The 19,201-nt window shown below is 56.7% G+C and carries 23 protein-coding genes; 14 read left to right on the top strand and 9 right to left on the bottom strand.

What is annotated here, in order from left to right; all coding sequences use genetic code 11:
• The first annotated feature begins 26 nt into the window (after positions 1 to 26).
• The 3 genes from trxA to ACR0IV_RS15670 all read left to right on the top strand — a co-directional run bounded on the left by trxA (position 27) and on the right by ACR0IV_RS15670 (position 1,132).
• Complete coding sequence (gene trxA, locus ACR0IV_RS15660; RefSeq protein WP_480471313.1) at positions 27 to 347, top strand: thioredoxin; 321 nt, start codon at positions 27 to 29, stop codon at positions 345 to 347.
• Positions 348 to 422: 75 nt separating this feature from the next.
• Entirely contained in the window at positions 423 to 770 is a 348-nt protein-coding gene (locus ACR0IV_RS15665) for a Lin0512 family protein (protein ID WP_480471314.1), read from the top strand.
• Positions 770 to 1,132, top strand: coding sequence for a Lin0512 family protein (locus ACR0IV_RS15670; protein ID WP_480660115.1), 363 nt, complete (start codon positions 770 to 772; stop codon positions 1,130 to 1,132). The genes ACR0IV_RS15665 and ACR0IV_RS15670 overlap by 1 nt, the downstream gene beginning before the upstream one ends.
• Positions 1,133 to 1,188: 56 nt before the next feature.
• Here the strand turns inward: ACR0IV_RS15670 and ACR0IV_RS15675 are convergent, their stop codons facing one another.
• Entirely contained in the window at positions 1,189 to 1,386 is a 198-nt protein-coding gene (locus ACR0IV_RS15675) for a DUF1127 domain-containing protein (RefSeq protein WP_480660116.1), read from the bottom strand.
• 196 nt (positions 1,387 to 1,582) lie between these two features.
• Between ACR0IV_RS15675 and hslV the strand changes: the two genes are divergently transcribed.
• Positions 1,583 to 2,140, top strand: a complete 558-nt coding sequence (hslV, locus tag ACR0IV_RS15680) for an ATP-dependent protease subunit HslV (protein ID WP_480660117.1) — start codon at positions 1,583 to 1,585, stop codon at positions 2,138 to 2,140.
• Here the strand turns inward: hslV and ACR0IV_RS15685 are convergent.
• A complete protein-coding gene (locus ACR0IV_RS15685) occupies positions 2,132 to 3,373 on the bottom strand; it encodes an MFS transporter (RefSeq protein ID WP_480660118.1) in 1,242 nt (413 codons plus the stop codon). The genes hslV and ACR0IV_RS15685 overlap by 9 nt on opposite strands.
• Positions 3,374 to 3,613: 240 nt before the next feature.
• Here ACR0IV_RS15685 and hslU point away from each other — a divergent pair, with 240 nt between their 5' ends.
• Together hslU and ACR0IV_RS15695 are read left to right on the top strand one after the other, a co-directional pair.
• Positions 3,614 to 4,921 (top strand): ATP-dependent protease ATPase subunit HslU, encoded by a 1,308-nt coding sequence (gene hslU, locus ACR0IV_RS15690; RefSeq protein ID WP_480471319.1) that lies wholly within the window; start codon positions 3,614 to 3,616, stop codon positions 4,919 to 4,921.
• A gap of 99 nt (positions 4,922 to 5,020) precedes the next feature.
• Positions 5,021 to 6,118 (top strand): alpha/beta hydrolase, encoded by a 1,098-nt coding sequence (locus ACR0IV_RS15695; protein ID WP_480660119.1) that lies wholly within the window; start codon positions 5,021 to 5,023, stop codon positions 6,116 to 6,118.
• An 8-nt stretch (positions 6,119 to 6,126) separates the two neighbouring features.
• Here ACR0IV_RS15695 and ACR0IV_RS15700 read toward each other — a convergent pair whose 3' ends face one another.
• From ACR0IV_RS15700 to ACR0IV_RS15710, 3 genes are read right to left on the bottom strand one after another with little or no spacing between them, the layout of a single operon-like run.
• Positions 6,127 to 6,714 (bottom strand): Smr/MutS family protein, encoded by a 588-nt coding sequence (locus tag ACR0IV_RS15700; protein WP_480660120.1) that lies wholly within the window; start codon positions 6,712 to 6,714, stop codon positions 6,127 to 6,129.
• Positions 6,714 to 7,754 carry a murein transglycosylase A gene (gene mltA / locus ACR0IV_RS15705; protein ID WP_480660121.1) on the bottom strand — a complete coding sequence of 347 codons (1,041 nt, stop codon included), beginning with the start codon at positions 7,752 to 7,754 and terminating at the stop codon, positions 6,714 to 6,716. The genes ACR0IV_RS15700 and mltA overlap by 1 nt, the downstream gene beginning before the upstream one ends.
• Entirely contained in the window at positions 7,751 to 8,410 is a 660-nt protein-coding gene (locus ACR0IV_RS15710; RefSeq protein WP_480471323.1) for a Tim44/TimA family putative adaptor protein, read from the bottom strand. Before ACR0IV_RS15710 ends, mltA begins: the two co-directional genes overlap by 4 nt.
• A gap of 108 nt (positions 8,411 to 8,518) precedes the next feature.
• On the opposite strand from ACR0IV_RS15710, the gene ACR0IV_RS15715 reads away from it, so the two are divergent.
• Both ACR0IV_RS15715 and secB read left to right on the top strand, forming a co-directional pair.
• Positions 8,519 to 9,019 carry an FxsA family protein gene (locus ACR0IV_RS15715; RefSeq protein WP_480660122.1) on the top strand — a complete coding sequence of 167 codons (501 nt, stop codon included), beginning with the start codon at positions 8,519 to 8,521 and terminating at the stop codon, positions 9,017 to 9,019.
• A gap of 54 nt (positions 9,020 to 9,073) precedes the next feature.
• Positions 9,074 to 9,577: a protein-export chaperone SecB gene (secB, locus tag ACR0IV_RS15720; RefSeq protein ID WP_480471325.1), complete on the top strand. Its 504-nt coding sequence runs from the start codon at positions 9,074 to 9,076 to the stop codon at positions 9,575 to 9,577.
• Between the two features lie 25 nt (positions 9,578 to 9,602).
• Here secB and dnaQ read toward each other — a convergent pair whose 3' ends face one another.
• From dnaQ to ACR0IV_RS15740, 4 genes are read right to left on the bottom strand one after another with little or no spacing between them, the layout of a single operon-like run.
• A complete protein-coding gene (dnaQ, locus tag ACR0IV_RS15725; RefSeq protein ID WP_480660123.1) occupies positions 9,603 to 10,325 on the bottom strand; it encodes a DNA polymerase III subunit epsilon in 723 nt (240 codons plus the stop codon).
• Complete coding sequence (gene coaE, locus ACR0IV_RS15730) at positions 10,318 to 10,911, bottom strand: dephospho-CoA kinase (RefSeq protein WP_480660124.1); 594 nt, start codon at positions 10,909 to 10,911, stop codon at positions 10,318 to 10,320. The genes dnaQ and coaE overlap by 8 nt, the downstream gene beginning before the upstream one ends.
• Complete coding sequence (locus ACR0IV_RS15735; RefSeq protein WP_480660125.1) at positions 10,908 to 11,741, bottom strand: shikimate dehydrogenase; 834 nt, start codon at positions 11,739 to 11,741, stop codon at positions 10,908 to 10,910. The genes coaE and ACR0IV_RS15735 overlap by 4 nt, the downstream gene beginning before the upstream one ends.
• The gene (locus tag ACR0IV_RS15740) at positions 11,738 to 12,337 is read right to left on the bottom strand and encodes a Maf family protein (protein ID WP_480660126.1); all 600 of its coding nucleotides are present in this window, start codon (positions 12,335 to 12,337) and stop codon (positions 11,738 to 11,740) included. Before ACR0IV_RS15740 ends, ACR0IV_RS15735 begins: the two co-directional genes overlap by 4 nt.
• A 404-nt stretch (positions 12,338 to 12,741) precedes the next feature.
• On the opposite strand from ACR0IV_RS15740, the gene hemJ reads away from it, so the two are divergent.
• From hemJ to ACR0IV_RS15770, 6 genes are all read left to right on the top strand, one after another.
• Positions 12,742 to 13,191, top strand: coding sequence for a protoporphyrinogen oxidase HemJ (gene hemJ, locus ACR0IV_RS15745; RefSeq protein WP_480660127.1), 450 nt, complete (start codon positions 12,742 to 12,744; stop codon positions 13,189 to 13,191).
• Positions 13,192 to 13,313: 122 nt separating this feature from the next.
• A complete protein-coding gene (gene rho, locus ACR0IV_RS15750) occupies positions 13,314 to 14,585 on the top strand; it encodes a transcription termination factor Rho (protein WP_480471331.1) in 1,272 nt (423 codons plus the stop codon).
• A gap of 31 nt (positions 14,586 to 14,616) precedes the next feature.
• Positions 14,617 to 15,903 (top strand): tRNA uridine-5-carboxymethylaminomethyl(34) synthesis GTPase MnmE, encoded by a 1,287-nt coding sequence (gene mnmE, locus ACR0IV_RS15755; protein ID WP_480660128.1) that lies wholly within the window; start codon positions 14,617 to 14,619, stop codon positions 15,901 to 15,903.
• A 12-nt stretch (positions 15,904 to 15,915) separates the two neighbouring features.
• The gene (gene mnmG / locus ACR0IV_RS15760; protein ID WP_480660129.1) at positions 15,916 to 17,784 is read left to right on the top strand and encodes a tRNA uridine-5-carboxymethylaminomethyl(34) synthesis enzyme MnmG; all 1,869 of its coding nucleotides are present in this window, start codon (positions 15,916 to 15,918) and stop codon (positions 17,782 to 17,784) included.
• Positions 17,781 to 18,404 (top strand): 16S rRNA (guanine(527)-N(7))-methyltransferase RsmG, encoded by a 624-nt coding sequence (gene rsmG, locus ACR0IV_RS15765; protein WP_480660130.1) that lies wholly within the window; start codon positions 17,781 to 17,783, stop codon positions 18,402 to 18,404. Before mnmG ends, rsmG begins: the two co-directional genes overlap by 4 nt.
• Positions 18,397 to 19,200: a ParA family protein gene (locus tag ACR0IV_RS15770; RefSeq protein ID WP_480471335.1), complete on the top strand. Its 804-nt coding sequence runs from the start codon at positions 18,397 to 18,399 to the stop codon at positions 19,198 to 19,200. The genes rsmG and ACR0IV_RS15770 overlap by 8 nt, the downstream gene beginning before the upstream one ends.
• The last annotated feature ends 1 nt before the right edge of the window (position 19,201 follow it).

Below are 19,201 nucleotides of genomic sequence, written 5' to 3' on the forward strand. Positions count from 1 at the left end.
AGCATTCCCCATTCAGGAGACAGAATATGTCGACCGTTGCCGTTACCGACGATACCTTTGACGCCGAAGTCAAGAACTCTGACATCCCCGTTGTGGTGGATTTCTGGGCCGAATGGTGCGGACCCTGTAAGCAGATTGGCCCCGCTCTGGAAGAGCTGGCCACTGAATACGGCGGCAAGGTGAAGATCGCCAAGGTTGATGTGGACAGCAACCCGAACTCAGCCGCCGCCATGGGCGTGCGTGGCATTCCGGCGCTGTTTATCTTCAAGGACGGTCAGGTTGTATCAAACCGCGCTGGCGCCGCACCCAAGGCCGCGCTGCAAAGCTGGATTGATGAATCGATCTGATCCGATGTGATCAGTATACGATGAAAGGCGCCTGTAATCGGGCGCCTTTTTTGTTGAGATATCGGAGAAAGACGGATGGCCAAGACACGGGTGCTTGTGGAATTCGGGATGGGCACATCACTGCGGCGTATCGACTATACCGAGGCGGCGCTGCGTGCGATCAAGGATGCGCTGTGGCACAACTCGATCAACATGGCAGATCTGTTTGGGTTTCCAAAAGAAGCCATGATCATCGATGTCGAGATCGGAGTGCAGCAGCCTGAACAGGTCGAGATCGGCAAGCTTGAGGCTATATTCCCTTATGGGACGCCAAATATCTCTGTCACCAAAGGCGGCCTGGATATCGACAAGCCGGACGGTGTGGGACGCACAGTCATTGCCAACGCTGCCCTTGCGGTCTCGTTCGATATGGAGGGCGCGTGATGAAAGAACAGCGCATCATTCTGGAAATGGGTATGGGGAACGACCTGTATGGTCAGGATTATACCAAGGCGGCCCGGCGCGCGGTGCAGGATGCGCTGCACCATTCTTCAATCACATTATTCTCGACTCTGGGAATCGATCACAATGAAATGCGTGTGAAGGTGACAATCGGCGTCCAGCGCCCAGACAAGGTGGATTGCGCTCTTGTCGCCGCGGACCTGCCAAGGGGGCGCGCCGAAGTGCTTGCGGTTCCGGGCGGGCAGGATGTGGTGGATGACGCAGCGGGCACCCGCCACGTGGTTGCAACCGCCGCGATCGAGGCCTTTGTACCGTCGCAGGCGGGAAAATACGTACTGAGATGACAAAGAAAAAGCCGCTCGGTCGAGCGGCTTGTCTTTTGCTTCCGTTTGAAGCCAGATCAGAACTTAGCGATGTCGCCGCGGCTCAGACCGATATCTTCCAGCTGAGCGTTAGTCAGGCGTGACAATTCCTTGCGCGTCTTGCGCGATTGGTGCCATTCGACAACGTCTTCAAGGCGATGGAAGATTGCGTCCACTGCGTGCAGGATGGTGACTGCTCCGAGCGGCGCATGGGTTTTTGCGATTGCGTTAGCCATGTGCGTATTCCTTATAACAGAAACAGCCGACCCGTTGTCGGTTGTGAGGCTGATGTAACTCGGGCAACTGAGTCTCACAAATGCTGACTCAACAGTCCCGGTTTGCGCCTATTGCATATCTTTTGAGCGGTTTAAGAACGGTTGCGCCGCCGACGCGTGCGGCCCATATAGAACGCCAGAGAAAACGGAGGCTTCCATGGCAGACAGCGATTTTCCCGGATGGCACGGCACGACCATTATTGGCGTCAAGAAAGGCGGGCAGGTTGTCATTGCCGGGGACGGGCAGGTCAGCCTGGGCCAGACCGTGATAAAGGGCACCGCCCGCAAGGTACGCCGCCTGTCGCCGGGTGGGTTTGAAGTTGTCGCCGGGTTTGCCGGATCGACCGCTGACGCGTTTACCCTACTGGAACGGCTGGAGGCCAAGCTGGAAGCGACGCCCGGCCAACTGGCCCGCGCTTCGGTCGAGCTGGCCAAGGACTGGCGCACCGACAAGTATCTGCAAAAGCTTGAAGCGATGCTGATCGTCACCGACGGAAAGGACCTGCTGGTGATTACCGGGGCAGGGGACGTGCTTGAGCCCGAGCATAACGTGGCCGCCATCGGATCGGGTGGAAACTTTGCCCTGGCCGCGGCGCGCGCAATGATGGGCAGCGACAAAGAGGCCGAACAGGTCGCGCGCGAAGCGATGGCGATTGCCGCTGATATCTGCGTCTATACCAATGGCAATCTGACGGTCGAGACGATCTCAGGCTAAGAGCGCCTTGATCTCTTTGCCTTTCCAGCGCCGGTGCATGCCGATCAGCCCACAGATCGCGGCGACAACTACGATGTAGTAGGGCACGCGGATATCGATGCTCATCAATCCGCCCCCGATCAGAGACATTACACCGCCCGCCAGACAGAAGACTGCGGTGGTCACACCCATGACCCAGCCTTGATCCGCCTCGCTGACGCTGGAGGAGAACAGGCCCAGCATGGTCGGGTAGGCGACACCAAACAGGAAATAGAAGAGGAAGACCGGCACATAGCTGAAGACCCCATTGGGGCTGAAGGCAAAAGCGATGCCACAAATGATCATCACGATCAGCGATGTATGGATGATCGAATGCTTGCTGAATCGTTCCTGCGCGGGTTTGACAAGGAAGGTGCTTGAAAACGCCAACGCAAAGCCGATGACAACCATGGCCATGCTGCCTCCGATCACGCCGTAACCAAAGGCGCTGGTCAGGAAATTGTCGACAAAGACATAGAATGTCACGTTGGCGATCATGAAGAACGAGTAAACCGGCAGGATTTTCAGAACCATCGGATGACCGCGCACGGCAATAAGACTGTCGGTGATATCGCGCGGGCGGAATACGAAAGGTTCGCGTTCAGTGCGGGTATCCTTGAAGAAGGTCGTCACAAGGAAGATGGCGACCAGCACCAGAACGAAAGCGCCGTAGAACGGTGTTTTCAGGGTGGCATAGCTGCCCAGAAGGGCGGCGTCTGACAGAACCGCTCCGATAATCGGGCCGCCAACAAGGCCAAAGCTGACGCCGGTCACAATGTAACCCATGTTGCGGTCCCGGTCGGCCGCATCGGTGCTGCCGTCAATCATCGCCGCCTGCGCGATTGGCTGGTTTCCTGCAGTGAACCCCGTGATCGAACGCCCGATGATCAGCAACAGCAGGCTGTTCATGAACAGTGCGGCAATGGTGATGGCGTATCCGGCAAGCGCACCGCCCAGACAGACCAGAAGGGCATTCTTGCGTCCGATCGAGTCCGAGACTTTTGAGACATAGACAACACCCAGAAACCAGGACAGGAAGAAACAACCGATCACTAGGCCGTAGTAGAAATGCCGCCGGCCTTCGGGCGTGCCTTCCGGCAGAAAACCGGATTTCGTCTCCATGATCAGAGAGTTGATAATTGGAAAGACCAATCCCTGCCCGATCAGGTCGACAAACACCACGAACAACAAGGTGATCTTGGCAATTTTGGTCATAAAAACGCCCCCGGTTCCAATGCCTTGGGGCGAGTGTATCAGAGTGCGGCTTGGTTACCTAACGGCGAGTCAGAGGTATAGGTGCCCTCCTTGCTAAGGCCGCGCATAAATCGGAGTCGTCATCCAGTGAGAAATCGTCACCATGAATTTCCATATGCGGTGCGTGAGTTTTTCGTGATCGGCTTGTGTTTTCGCGCCGCATGATTAGGTTCCGCTGCGAAACAGACGGATAGAATTGACATGACCGACCTGACCCCGCGCGAGATCGTCTCGGAACTGGACCGCTTTATCATCGGGCAGAAAGACGCAAAACGCGCCGTGGCCGTGGCACTGCGCAATCGCTGGCGGCGCAAGCAGCTGGCGGATGACATCCGCGATGAAGTTTATCCAAAGAATATTCTGATGATCGGACCCACCGGCGTGGGCAAGACCGAGATCAGCCGCCGTCTGGCCAAACTTGCCCGCGCGCCCTTCATCAAGGTCGAGGCCACCAAGTTTACCGAGGTTGGTTACGTGGGCCGTGATGTGGAGCAGATCGTGCGCGATTTGGCCGATGCGGCGATCATCCAGACCCGAGAATACATGCGTGAAGACGTCAAAGCGCGCGCCCATCAGGCTGCCGAAGATCGCGTGATCGCTGCAATTGCTGGCGAAGACGCCCGTGAAGGGACGCGCGATATGTTCCGCAAGAAACTGAAAGCAGGAGAGCTGGACGATACTGTGATCGAGCTGGAACTGTCGGATACTTCCAACCCGATGCCGATGTTCGACATTCCCGGCCAGCCCGGAGGCCAGATGGGCATGATGAATCTGGGTGATATTTTTGGCAAGGCGTTCGGCGGGCGTACCGTCAAGAAACGCATGACCGTTGCAGAAAGCTATGATGCGCTGATCGGGGAAGAGGCTGACAAGTTGCTGGATGATGAAACCGTCAGCCGCGTGGCGCTGGAGTCGGTGGAACAGAACGGCATCGTCTTCCTGGACGAGATCGACAAGGTTTGCGCCCGTTCGGACGCGCGCGGCGGCGATGTCAGCCGGGAAGGGGTGCAGCGCGACCTGCTGCCTCTGATCGAGGGGACCACCGTCAGCACCAAACATGGCCCGGTGAAAACCGACCACATCCTGTTCATCGCCTCAGGCGCCTTCCACATCGCCAAGCCGTCGGACCTGTTGCCGGAACTGCAGGGCCGCCTGCCGATCCGCGTCGAACTGCGCGCACTGACCGAAGAGGATTTCGTGCGCATCCTGACCGAGACGGACAACGCCCTGACCCGTCAATACACCGCCCTGATGGGCACTGAAGAGGTCACCGTCAGCTTTACCGAAAACGGCATCGCCGCTCTGGCCCGCATCGCGGCAGACGTCAACCAAAGCGTCGAGAATATCGGTGCACGGCGCCTTTATACTGTGATGGAGCGCGTGTTCGAGGAGCTCTCGTTCAACGCACCCGATCAGGCCGGGGCCGAGATCACGGTGAATGCGCAGTTCGTTGAGGACAATCTGGGCGAGTTGACCAAATCAACCGATCTCAGCCGTTACGTTCTGTAACACGGACAGGCCGGTTTTCGCCGCTATTGCTGCCCTGTGGCGCTGGACGCAGGGCGGGAATCCGTTAGCTTTGGGGGAGGAATCCCAAGGGCTGTTATCGTGCTTCGTTATATCTTGATTGCATCAATGGCGGTGACGCTGACCGCATGTGTCGACCGCACGATATCTGAAACCGTGCCCTCGGCGCTAAGCGTCGGCACGCCGGAAACCATCTATGCGACAACAACCCGTGCGCGCGAGCCTGATGGCTCTTACGGATTTCGACGAGGTGAGACGTTGCAATTTCTCGAAATGACAGTTTCGATCCCACCAAACCATACGCCGGGGACATTGGATTTTTCCTACGCCAATCCAAACCCGAAAAAGCAATTCGTCATGGCGGGCGTGGAAGAATTGCAGGGACCAACCGATCTGAGATCCCGCCTGCGCGGCATGGATGAAGTGTCGATCTTCATTCACGGCTACAACACGACCCAGGCGGAAACCGCGTTTCGTGCTGCTCAGCTAAGGCGCGACCTGGAGATTCCGGGCGCAACCATGGTCTATTCCTGGCCGAGCCAAGCCACAGGTTATGGCTATGCCTATGATCTGGACAGCATGCTGTTCGCGCGTGACGGGCTGGAACAAACCGTCCGCCATTTGAAATCTATTGGTGTCCGGCGCGTGGTTCTGGTGGCACATTCCATGGGAACCGCGTTGACGATGGAAATGATGCGCCAGGCCGAGTTGCGCGAACCCGGTTGGTCCAACCGAAATCTTGAAGGGGTCGTTCTGATCTCGCCCGATCTGGATGTGGACCTGTTCCGCTCGCAAATGGATACGATCAAAACGCCGCCCGATCCGTTCATCGTAATGGTTTCGCAAAAGGACAAGCTGCTGAATATTTCAGCCAGGCTGCGTGGCACGACCAAGGGTGAACGGCTGGGAAACATCAGCTCCACTGAGGCGCTGTCTGACTACAAGATCAACATCATCGATACGACAGCATTCAACAGCGATGCGGAATCCTCGCATTTCGTGGCAGCGACCTCTCCGGCTTTGCTTGCCATCATAGGGTCGGCCCGCCGCGTCAGTAACACGTTTGGAACCGAACAGCGCGGGCTTGATGTGATTGCGCCTGCAAGCGCCCGCAACCCAACCGGCGCGACCGAGATCGTGCTAAGCGAGACAGGTGAGGCGCAGATCAGTGCGCCGTGACGTGTCACTCAGCGCACGCGCCTGAGATACACGTAATAGGCCCCGTCGCCGCCATGGCTGATATGGGCCGGTGTCACCTGCAGCACCGCCTGCGATAGCGGCGGCAGAGACAACCATTGCGGCACCTGATTGCGCAGCACCCCGCGCGGCGTCGGGATCGGGCCGGGTTCGTCGCGGTCCTTGCCCTTGCCCGTAACCACCAGAACCAGACGTTTTCCCTGCGCCTGTGCGGTCAGAACGAACCTGATCAATGCCGGATAGGCCGTGTCCACCCGCATTCCGTGCAGGTCGAGCTTGCCTTCGGGTTTCAGCTTACCCCGCTTCATCCGGCCAAACGCCTTGGTATCCATCTGCAAGGGACTGGCGCGCAGCCCTTCGGTGACCGAAGGTTTCAGGTTGTGTCGCGCGGGTTTCGCAGCAGCCGTCTGACCCAGTTCAAACGTCTCAATCCGTGCTTTTGGTGTTTTGGTTGGCTTGGGTTTGGGCAGGGTAACGGGGTGAACGGTTTGCGGCAGTTCGGGGTGCAACCGCTCCGCCTGTTTGGCAACCTTGCGCCACAGCTCGATCTCATCCGAGGTGAGTTTGCGCCGTGTCATCAGAATTCATCCGGTAACATCGCATAGGCCCGCTGGATCGGCAGCAACACCACCATTCGGCCGGGATCCTTCAGACGTCCGGCAGCCTGACCGGCCTCATCGCCGGTGCCAAAGAAGATATCTGCCCGCTGGGCACCTTTGATGGCCGATCCCGTATCCTGCGCGATCATCAACCGCCGCAATGGATTTCGACCATCCTTCTCAACCCAGACCGGCGCGCCCAACGGGGTATAGGCCGGATCAGCCGCGATACTGCGCATAGTCGTGACCGAACGGTTCATTGCGCCCAGCGGACCAAACTCGGGCGCGACCCGCGTCACCTCTCGGAAGAACACATAAGAGGGGTTGTGAAACAGCAGTTCAGCCCCGGCTTCGGGGTTCTTGCGCACCCAGGCCCGGATCATCTGCGCACTCACCTGATGCGCGCCCAACGCGCCACGCCGGACCAGTTCTGCCCCGATCGAGCGATAGGGATGCCCGTTCGCGCCGCCATACCCAACCCGCATCGCACCGCCATCGGGCAAGCGAATACGGCCCGAGCCCTGAATTTGCAGAAAGAACAGCTCAACCGGGTCATCGACCCACGCGATCTCAAGGCCGCGGCCTTGCATGACCTCTCCGGTCAGCAGGTCACGGCGGCTGAGCCATTGGCCTGCCCCGCGCGCCTCGGGTGGCATTCGGTAGAGTGGATAGCGGTATGTGTCGGTCGGGGTTTTCGAGCCGTCCAGTTCGGGTTCGAAATATCCGGTGAACAGAGCATCATCGCCATCTTCCACCAGAACAGGGCGAAAGAACAACTCGAAGAAGGCGCGCGCTGCCTCTGGTTCATAAGTCTGCGCCACGCCGCACAGCGCCTGCCAATCTGGATCATCCAGATCGCCGCAAGTGTTCAGAAAAACCGAAAGGGCCGCCCCGTGATCGTCGGCGGCCCAACCATCGAGGTCATCGAATGACAGGATGGATCGCGTCGCCTCGGCTCCGGCGGCGCTGGCAGTGGTCATGGCGACCCCCAGAAAAAGCGACCGGAGCGCTGCAATCATGCGTCCGTGGCGACAAGCAGCCAGTTCGGATCGTCCGAGCCCATGACGCGGGCAAAGGTCCAGCTGTCCTTTTGACGTTTGACGGTGTTGGGATTGCCTTCGATGATGTCGCCACCGCGATCACGTACGACCGAGGTCAGCTCACCCACAAAGCGCATGGTAATTTCAGCCTGATTGGAATCCTTGTCGAATTTCGCATCGGCCAAAGTAGTCTCACGCACGCCGATAAACTCGGCTTCGATGGTGAGACCCTTGTCTTCACGGTCAGCGACCACCGAAACAAAGGTGTCAAACACCTCTTCGGACAGGAAAGGCTGGATTTCGTCCAGATTGCCCTTTTCGAACCCCATCACGATCATCTCATAGGCACCACGTGCACCCTGCACGAATTCGCTGACGGAAAAGCTGGGCTCGACCCGCTTCATCGCGGCCAGGGTTTGCGCCTGCTCGCTGTCTTCCGCAACATGGTCGGTAATGTCATGATCCGGGCCGCCTTCGATCACCTCGAAATCACGGCGCGCGCCATTGGTGTCAGGCTGCTGCTGAAGGGGTGGTTTTTCAAAACCTTCCCGCGTTCCCAAAACGCTTTTCAAGCGCAGGATCAGGAAAATGGCGATTCCGGCCAGCACCAGAAGCTGGATCAGGGGTGAGTTCATTTCGTCCTCATTTCAGAACCCGGGCTTTGTATACGCAGCCCTCTGCCACTATGTAGGTGACAGTTGGGGGCAAGTCCACAGCCCGACACATGCTAAAGGATACCGCAAATGTACTTGTTCTTGGCTTTTTTATTGGTTCCGATCATCGAGATTGCCCTGTTCATACAGGTTGGCGGCCTGATCGGACTGTGGCCGACGCTTGCAATCGTGGTCCTGACCGCCGTTTTGGGCACGGTTCTGGTGCGGACACAAGGTCGCATGGCATTGGCTAATCTGCAGCGATCTTTTGCTGAACTGGACGACCCGACTGAGCCGCTGGCCCATGGGGCGATGATCCTGCTGTCCGGCGTGCTGCTGTTGACACCGGGGTTTTTCACCGATGCCGTTGGTTTTGCTCTGCTTGTTCCGGGCATCCGGGTCGCGGTGTTCCGTTATCTCAAGTCCAAGGCCACCATCACACATTTCCAGATGGGTACCGGCACGCAGTTCCGGTCGGGGCCAAACCCGTTCGATCAGGACGATGTGATCGACGGAGAGTTTACCGAGGTTCGGCCACGTCAGGAGCCCTCAAAACCCTCGAAATGGGTGGAAGGGCCGCACCAGCATTGAGCTACCCCGCCCAACTTGCTAAGCAGTGGCGAATTTCATTTTCGGAGTAGATCCATGGCCGACGAAGACGCCACAGAAAACACAGCGGCCCAGGCCGCCCCGCAAATCCAGATGCGCGTTCTGGGACAGTTCATTCGCGATCTGTCATTCGAAAACGTGATGGCGCAGAAGGGCGTTTCGGGCGATGTACAGCCCGAGATTTCAGTTCAGGTGAACCTGGACGCCAAGAAACGCCCCGCAGATCACCAGTTTGAAGTTTCAATCAAGCTGAAACTGACATCCAAAGCCAAAGGCATGGAAGACGTTCTGTTCCTGTGTGAGCTCGACTATTGCGGTCTGTTCCACGTGGAAGGCGTGCCCGAGGACCAGCTGCACCCGTTCCTGATGATCGAATGCCCGCGCATGCTGTTCCCGTTCCTGCGCCGCATCGTCAGCGACATCACCCGCGACGGTGGCTATCCGCCGGTCAATCTGGACAATATCGATTTCGTCGCGCTGTACCGCAATGAGCTGGCACGCCGTCAGGCTGCTGCTCAGGCACAACAGGCTGACGCATAAGTATCTGACCCGCGCGTGGCTTGGGTCAGGCGCGGGTCCACAGGGCGTTCTCGCCCAGTTTCTCTACAAATTGTTGATGCGCTGCGCGCTCGTCTTCGGTGATACGAGACGGCAAAGCCGTCGGGCGCGCCGTCGGGCGCCATTCATCCGCCCCACCAGCTGCGTTTGAGGCCGCCGTGGCCAAGCCGAAATCGGGCTGTCGTCCACCGATCAGCTCCAGATAAACCTCGGCCAGAATTTCCGAGTCGAGCAGCGCGCCGTGCAAAACCCGGTTCGAGTTGTCGATGCCAAACCGGCGGCACAATGCATCCAGCGAAGCTGGCGATCCCGGAAACCGCTTACGTGCTATAGCAAGCGTATCGATTGCCTGATCCATCGGGATCAGCGGCACGCCCATCCAATTGAGTTCCGCATTCAGGAACTTCATGTCGAACGAAGCGTTGTGAATCACCAGCTTGGCGTCGCCCACAAAATCGCGGAAACCCTGGCCTACTTTTGCGAAGACTGGCTTGTCCTTCAGCGTTACCTCACCCTTTTCAGGCGGGCGTGGGTTTTCCAGCAGGTCGGGGCCGATACCGTGTACGCCGAATGCCTCGTCGGGCATCGACCGTTCGGGGTTGATATAGACGTGATAGGTCTCGCCCGTGGCGACGTGGTTCCACAGCTCAACCGCACCAATCTCGACGATCCGGTCACCGCTTTCGGGATCGAACCCTGTGGTTTCAGTATCGAGTACAATCTCACGCATCTGCCATCCCCGCCCGTATCCGCCTGACCACATCCTGCACCTGCGCGCGGGCATGGTCCAGCGTATCCGTCACAATCACATAATCCGACCGCACGCATTTCTCTTCATTCGGCATTTGCTTGGAGCGGATCTGCTCAAACTGCGCCTCGGTCATCGTACCACGTCCCATCACCCGACGCTTTTGTTCCTCTGCCGAGATCGAGACGCAGGCAACAGCATCCATTGCTGCGTCACCTCCGGTTTCAAACAGCAATGGAATGTCGAAGACCAAAATATCAGCTGTCGCCGAGTCCCGAAACGCCGCCCGATCCGCAGCGACCAGTGGATGCACAATCGCTTCGATCTGTTTCAAGGCGGTCGCGTCCCCTGCGATGATCCGCTTCAACGCATCACGGCTGACCGCGTCATCAATAACGGCCTCAGGGAAAGCCGTGCGCATTGGCTCAACCGCTGTACCCCCCTTGGAATACAGCCGATGCACTGCCGCGTCCGCGTCCCACAGCGCACAGCCTTCATCCACGAACATCTGCGCCGTAGTGCTTTTGCCCATCCCAATGGAACCGGTCAGGCCCAGCGCGAAACTCATGCCAGCACTGCTGCGCGCAGATCGTCGTCCACCTCGGGGCGGATACCGAACCAGCGCTCAAAACCGGGAACCGCCTGATGCAACAACATTCCGAGGCCATCGACAGTGGTGCATCCGGCCTCTTCCGCGGTCTGTAGCAGCCGGGTTTTCAGCGGTGCATAAACCAGATCGGTGACCACTGCTCCGGGTTGCAGCCCATCCAGCGGCACACGCAGCTCCGGCTGGCCCTGCATCCCCAGCGAGGTCGTGTTGACCACCAGTTCAGCGGTTTCGATCACATTGCCTGCTTGCACCCAGTCGATCACAGTAATGCGTTGGCCGAACTCTTCTTTCAGGTGATCCGCGCGCGTGCGCGTGCGATTGGTCAGCAAGATTTCAGGGACACCGGCCTCGGCCAACGCCTGCAGGACCGCGCGCGCGGCCCCTCCGGCCCCGAAAACCACTGCCGGGCCATCACCCGGCACCCAGTCCGGCGCGCCGCTGCGCAGATTTTGCATGAACCCATAACCATCGGTGTTGTCTGCATGGATCGAGCCATCCTCGCGGAACACCAGCGTATTGGCCGCCCCGATTACCGAGGCGCGGTCCGAGACGTGATCAGCCACCCTCAGCGCGGCCTCTTTATGCGGGACGGTGACGTTGGCACCAACAAAGCCTGCCTTTGGCAGCGTGTGCAGAACCTGTTCCAAATCCGCCGGGGCGACATCCATTGGAATATAGTGCCCGGCCAACCCGTAGGATTTCAGCCAATGCCCGTGCAAAACGGGAGACTTCGAATGCGCAATCGGGTGTCCGATCACCCCGGCCAAAGGAATGTGGGTCTTGGTCATTGTTCAATCACACCTTTGATTGCCAGGAAATTCAACAGCTCGAGCAGGGGCATACCCAAGACGTTAAAATAGTCTCCGTCAATGGTCGCAAACATTCGCACGCCTTCTTCCTCCAGCTTATAAGCCCCAACCGCGTGGCGAATGCTGTCCCAGTTCCGGTCGATATAGTCGCGCAGATAGGCGTCCGAGCTCATCCGCATCCGCAACCGCACCTGCCCGACATGCCGCCAGATCGGTTCACCGTTCTGATAGATCACAGCGGCAGAAAGTAGCATATGCCGTTTACCCCGCATCGCCTTCAATTGCGCCAGCGCCTCTTCGGGGCTTTGAGGTTTCGACAGCAACTGCCCGTCGAAATCCAGCACCTGATCGCAACCCAGCACCATCGCACCGGGGTTCTTGTCACTGACCTTGCGTGCTTTCATCTCAGCCAGCGTATCGGCGATATCGCGCGGCGATGCACCTTCGGCCAACAGCGCTTGCTTGGCGGTATCCTCATCCACGCGCGCGGTCTGCACGTCAAAGGGCACACCCGCGTTGCGCAGCAACTGCGCCCGGATGGCCGAACCCGAGGCCAGCAGAATGGGGACAGACATGTGGAAAACCACCTGTGTAAATCGTTGAGCGTTCCTGAATGGTTTGTATGGTTTTCCGGTTGACACGCAAGCCCGGGATTTTGGTGCAAAACTTACCTGAGTCGTTCGAACACCATCCAATCTGGGTAAGGATAACTCGGATTGGCAGGATAACCGTTATGTCCCAACTTACTCTGAGAGTTATCCCCAGAAGCACAAACTAAGATACCTATTAACTATATGAAATATAAAGTTTTTCTATTTCGCCAACAGAATCGGGTGCGTACCGGAAGAATTCATCCACCTGGGGAAAACCCATGGGTAAAAAAGTAATCCACGGATTTTACGCACCCTACAAAACCATCATCCTTTTTCTTTTCTTATTTTTTTATTAGGGAGAGTTCCGAGCAACGTTCGGAGCCAAAATGACCGATCTTCTTTTCACGATATATCCGTGGGTGAAGTCACTGCATATCATGGCCGTGATTTCATGGATGGCCGGTTTGTTCTATCTGCCCAGACTGTTCGTCTATCATGTTGAAAAGGCGCAAGCGGTCGACGGGGCAGAACAGATTTTCTTTGAAATGGAAGAGAAACTGCTGCGGTTGATCATGGGCCCTGCAATGATCGTGGCCTGGGTCTGCGGCCTGATCATGGTGTTCACCCCGGGCATCGTTGGCTGGGATTGGAGCTGGCCCTGGATCAAGGGCGCGGCGGTGATCGGGATGACCTGGTTCCATCATTGGCTGATGGCACGGCGCAAAGACTTCGCTGAGGGTCGAAATAAGCTCACAGGGCGGCAGTATCGCATGATGAACGAGGTTCCGACGATTCTGATGGTTGCCATCGTTCTGGCGGTCGTAGTGAAGTTCTGAGCGCCTATTTGACTCCGCTCGTCCGGGCGCATATGTAGATCACAACACGCCCGTCCGGGCGGCGTATCTTCCGTACTGAAATTCCACTTCGTGCCGCATGATCAGCGGTGAAGGTATATATCATGACAACTGACGCCCTGAATCTGGCTGACCTGAAAGCCAAAAGCCCCAAAGACCTTCTGGCGATGGCCGAAGAGCTGGAGATCGAAAACGCCTCGACCATGCGTAAAGGCGAGATGATGTTCCAGATTCTGCGCGAGCGCGCGGATGAGGGCTGGACCGTTGGTGGCGATGGCGTGCTGGAAGTCCTGCAGGATGGCTTTGGTTTCCTGCGCTCGCCCGAGGCGAACTATCTGCCGGGTCCTGATGACATCTATGTCTCTCCGGAGATGATCCGCCAGCACTCGTTGCGCACCGGGGATACGGTTGAGGGCGAGATCAAGGCACCGGATGAGAACGAGCGGTACTTTGCTCTGACGAAGGTCACCAAGATCAACTTCGAAGATCCGGACAAGGCCAAGCACAAGATCCTGTTTGACAACCTGACGCCGCTGTATCCCGAAGAGCGTCTGAAGATGGAGATCGAAGATCCGACCATCAAGGACAAGTCGGCCCGAGTGATCGACCTGGTTTCGCCTATCGGTAAAGGTCAGCGGTCGCTGATCGTAGCGCCGCCGCGGACTGGTAAGACGGTGATCCTGCAGAACATCGCGCATTCGATTGAACAGAACCATCCAGAGTGTTACCTGATCGTGCTGCTAATCGACGAACGCCCCGAAGAGGTGACGGACATGCAGCGCTCGGTGAAGGGTGAGGTTGTATCTTCGACCTTCGATGAACCGGCGACTCGCCACGTGGCTGTGTCTGAGATGGTGATCGAAAAAGCCAAGCGTCTGGTCGAGCACAAACGAGATGTTGTTATTCTTCTCGATTCGATCACAAGACTTGGTAGGGCCTTTAACACTGTGGTCCCGTCCTCGGGTAAAGTTCTGACCGGTGGTGTGGACGCAAACGCGTTGCAACGGCCCAAGCGTTTCTTCGGTGCTGCCCGGAACATTGAAGAGGGTGGCTCGCTGACCATCATCGCCACGGCGCTGATCGATACCGGCAGCCGGATGGATGAAGTGATCTTTGAAGAATTCAAAGGCACCGGTAACTCGGAAATCGTTCTGGATCGCAAGATTGCAGACAAGCGCGTGTTCCCTGCAATCGACATCCTCAAATCCGGTACCCGGAAAGAGGACCTGCTGGTCGATAAGGGCGATTTGGCCAAGACCTTCGTTCTGCGCCGCATCCTCAACCCGATGGGCACGACCGACGCGATCGAGTTCCTTCTGTCCAAGTTGAAACAGACCAAGACGAATTCGGAATTCTTCGATTCAATGAACACCTGACGCTGAACCGGCACTGTCGCGGGGGCTATCCATGGATACGATATTCGCCCTGGCCAGCGCCCAGGGCAAAGCAGGTGTAGCGGTCATTCGCCTTTCGGGGCCTGATGCCCATGAGGCCGCGAACACGTTGGCCGGGGGCGGGCTACCGCCACGCGGGATGCATCTGCGCACATTGCGCACGCCAGATGGCGCGCGCCTGGATGACGGGTTGGTGCTGACCTTTCAGGCCCCGGCTAGTTTCACAGGTGAAGACGTGGTTGAGTTGCAGATTCACGGCAGTACCGCCTCGGTCAATGCAGTTCTGCGTTGCCTGTCTGACTTGGATGGATTGCGTCTAGCGGAGCCGGGTGAGTTCACGCGTCGAGCCTTGGAAAATGGCAAGATGGATTTGGCTCAGGTCGAAGGGCTTGCCGATTTGATCGACGCTGAAACCGAAGCCCAGCGTAAACAGGCTCAGACCATTCTGGCCGGCGCGCTTGGTTCCCTGGCTGAGGGTTGGCGGCGGGATCTGATCCGGGCGGCGTCATTGCTGGAAGCTGTGATTGATTTCGCAGATGAAGAAGTGCCGACCGATGTAACGCCCGAAGTCCGGAACCTGATTTCTGGTGTAAAGGCTGATCTGGCCCGTGAGGCCAATGGCGTACAGATTGCTGAGCGGATCCGTACTGGATTTGAGGTTGCGATTGTTGGTCTTCCGAATGCCGGAAAGTCAACGTTACTGAATGCTTTGGCGGGTCGAGAGGCAGCAATCACCTCGGAATACGCAGGCACAACGCGAGATGTGATCGAGGTTCGGATGGATCTCGCAGGCTTACCTGTCACATTGTTGGACACGGCCGGTTTGAGAGAGACTGAGGATCATGTCGAAAACCTCGGGATTGAACTGGCGCGCAGCCGTGCGGATGCTGCCGATTTACGTGTGTTTCTGACTGACAATCCAGACTCCTTGGGTGTTGATATGCAGAAGGGTGATATCCATGTTCTGCCAAAATCTGATCTGCGCGACGATTCCGAAGACGGAATCTCGGGTAAAACCGGGCAGGGGATCGATAGGCTCATAGACAACATTTCGCGTGTCTTGAGTGACCGAACTACCAGTCATGGTATTGCGACACGCGAAAGGCATCGAATTGCGATGATAAGGGCAAGTGAGGCATTGAACGCCGCGCAGGCGGTTCTGGAATCAGGTCCCGATATGTATGATATAGCAGCAGAAGAGCTGCGAACTGCCATTCGTGCACTTGAATCGCTGGTGGGAAGAATCGATGTCGAAACTCTTCTGGATGAGATATTCGCCAGTTTCTGTCTGGGTAAGTGAGGAGTGTTTCACGTGAAACATTCGGAGTTTGATGTTGTCGTGATTGGTGCCGGCCATGCAGGGGCTGAGGCCGCCCATGCAGCCGCCCGTATGGGTGTGTCGACTGCTCTGGTCACTTTGTCCGAACGGGATATTGGGGTGATGTCCTGTAACCCCGCCATCGGAGGTCTTGGGAAAGGCCATCTGGTTCGCGAAATCGATGCGTTGGACGGTGTCATGGGCCGTGTGGCAGATCAGGCAGGCATTCAGTTCCGCCTTTTGAACCGCCGAAAAGGGCCGGCAGTGCAGGGCCCGCGCGCGCAGGCTGATCGCGCACTGTATCGCGCGGCCATGGTTCAAGCCACTCAGAATCAGCCGAATTTAACCATCATCACTGGTGAAGTGGTCGATTTTCGAATGGATGGAAATCGCGTTACCGGAGTTGTTTTGACGGATGGTTCGGTGATCCCGTCGCAGACTGTTATCCTGACATCCGGCACATTTCTACGGGGCGTCATTCATATTGGCGACGTTTCGAAGCCCGGAGGTCGCATGGGTGACCGACCTTCAGTGAAGCTGGCAGAAAGATTGAACGGCTTTGCACTGCCGATGGCACGCTTGAAAACCGGGACACCTCCACGCCTCGATGGCCGGACAATCGACTGGGATGTGCTGGAACAACAGGATGGCGATACTGAACCTACCTTGTTTTCATTTCTGTCAAAATCGGTGACGGCACCGCAAATTGCCTGTGGTATCACACATACCAACGCCAAAACGCATGAGATTATTGAGCGCAATCTGTCGCGATCCGCGATGTACGGCGGGCATATTGATGGCGTGGGGCCCAGGTATTGCCCCTCGATCGAAGACAAGATCGTGAGATTTGCGGATAAGGACTCGCATCAGATTTTTCTAGAGCCCGAGGGCGTAAACGATCACACGGTGTACCCCAATGGTATTTCCACATCATTACCTCAGGATGTTCAGGTTGAATATGTGCGCTCGATCAAAGGGCTTGAGCAGGCCGAAATCCAGCAACCGGGCTATGCGATCGAATATGACTATGTTGATCCTCGAGTCTTAGATGCTTCCCTGTCGCTGCCTGATGTACCGGGGCTATATCTTGCGGGCCAAATCAATGGAACCACAGGATATGAGGAGGCGGCCGCCCAAGGTATAGTAGCCGGTCTGAACGCTGCCAGAGAAGTTCAGGGGCTGGAATCGGTGTTTTTTACACGTTCTGACAGCTATATCGGCGTAATGATCGACGACCTGACCACTCGTGGTGTTGCGGAACCGTATAGAATGTTTACCTCACGAGCAGAATTCCGTCTTTCGCTTCGCGCTGACAATGCAGATCAACGTTTGACGCCATTGGGAATTGAACTTAGCTGTGTGGGAGAGAAGCGGCGATCAGCCTTTACGGAGAAACTGAATAAGCTTTTGGCGGCAAAATCAAAACTCACAGAACGGACTTTTACGCCGAAAGAAATTCGCGCAGCTGGAATCGAGGTCAATCAGGACGGTAATCGCCGGGATGGTATGGCTGTCCTGGCCTTTCCGAATGTTGCATTCGAAGATTTGATTGCGCTTGAACCAGAACTCTCCCAAACCGATGACGGGACACGCCGTCAGATTGAGAGAGATGCGCTCTATGCCAATTACATTGCGCGACAACAGCGGGATGTCGAAGCTATGAAGCGAGATGAATCACATGTGATTCCAAGGGATTTTGACTATTACTCGCTCGATGGTCTCTCGACGGAAATGAAGCAAAAACTGTCCCAGGCCAAACCAGCTAATATCGCTCAGGCGGGTCGGGTTGAAGGCGTGACGCCGGCGGCATTGACTCTGGTGCTGGCAAAGCTTCGTCGCGATATGAAGGTGCGTAAAGCATGAGTGCCATCCAAGGTGCGGCGCCCGATAACCTGAATGTTTCACGTGAAACATTGGAGCGCTTGCGCAAATATGTTGAACTTGTTGAGCGTTGGAATCCCAAGATAAACCTGGTTTCGCGTAACAGTCTTAAAGAAATCTGGACCCGTCACATCCAGGATTCGGTGCAAGTGTTTCACTGCTCAGATTCCGTCGCTCATTGGGTGGACCTGGGAAGTGGTGGGGGATTTCCGGGCATGGTTTGCGCGATCATGGCGCTTGAAACTGCTCCGGACACGCAGTTTACCTTAGTTGAAAGCGATCAACGCAAATCGGCGTTTCTGCGCAATGTTGCACGAGAAACTGGCGCGAATTGCAAAGTCATATCCAAGCGAATCGAAGATGTTGAACCGCTTCGGGCAGACATCCTGTCCGCACGGGCGTTGTCAGATCTGACCAGTCTATTGTCCTTTTGTGATAGGCATTTAAACCCTGAAGGCGTTGCTTTGTTGCCGAAAGGCGCAACCTGGAAAAAAGAATTGGATGAGGCCTGCAAGGAATGGAAATTCGAGGTTGAGCCGATTACAAGTTTAACGGAACCTCAAGCCGTTATCCTGAAGATCAAAGGAGTCTCTCGTGGTTGATCTGTCTCGCCCTGCCGGGCCCCGGATTATTGCGGTTGCCAACCAGAAGGGCGGGGTGGGAAAGACGACAACAGCGATTAATCTGGCAGCTGGATTGGCAGAAGCGGGTTGCAAGGTTTTGGTCGTGGATCTCGATCCTCAGGGTAATGCCTCGACCGGTTTGGGTGTCGAGGACCGGGATTGGACGACATATGATCTCATACTCGATGATGCCCCGTTGGAGGCCGTTGTTCAGGAAACAGAGATCAGCAATCTCTATGTTGTTCCAGCGACGGTTGACCTTAGCTCAGCGGATATTGAACTGATTTCAAACGAAAAACGCAGTTATTTGTTGCATGACGCGTTGCGTCAGACTGCAATAGATACCTTTGGGTTGGACTTTGTGCTGATCGATTGCCCTCCGTCGCTGAATTTGCTGACTGTAAATGCAATGGTCGCGGCGCATTCTGTCCTCGTGCCGCTGCAGAGCGAGTTTTTTGCGCTTGAAGGTCTGTCCCAGCTCATGCTGACCATTCGAGAGGTGCGCCAGACCGCGAATCCAGACCTTAGAATCGAAGGTGTTGTGTTGACCATGTATGACAACCGCAACAACTTGTCCCGTCAGGTTGAAAAGGATGCGCGTGACAATCTGGGTGAGATGGTATTTAAAACCAAGATACCCAGGAATGTACGGGTGAGCGAGGCACCGTCTTACGCGTTGCCGGTTCTGCAGTATGATTCCGGGTCTCTTGGGGCGATGGCCTATCGGCATCTTGCTCGAGAGATCATGCATAAGAATAACAAAGTAGCCGCCTAAG

The organism is Ruegeria sp. C2 (genome assembly GCF_056537765.1).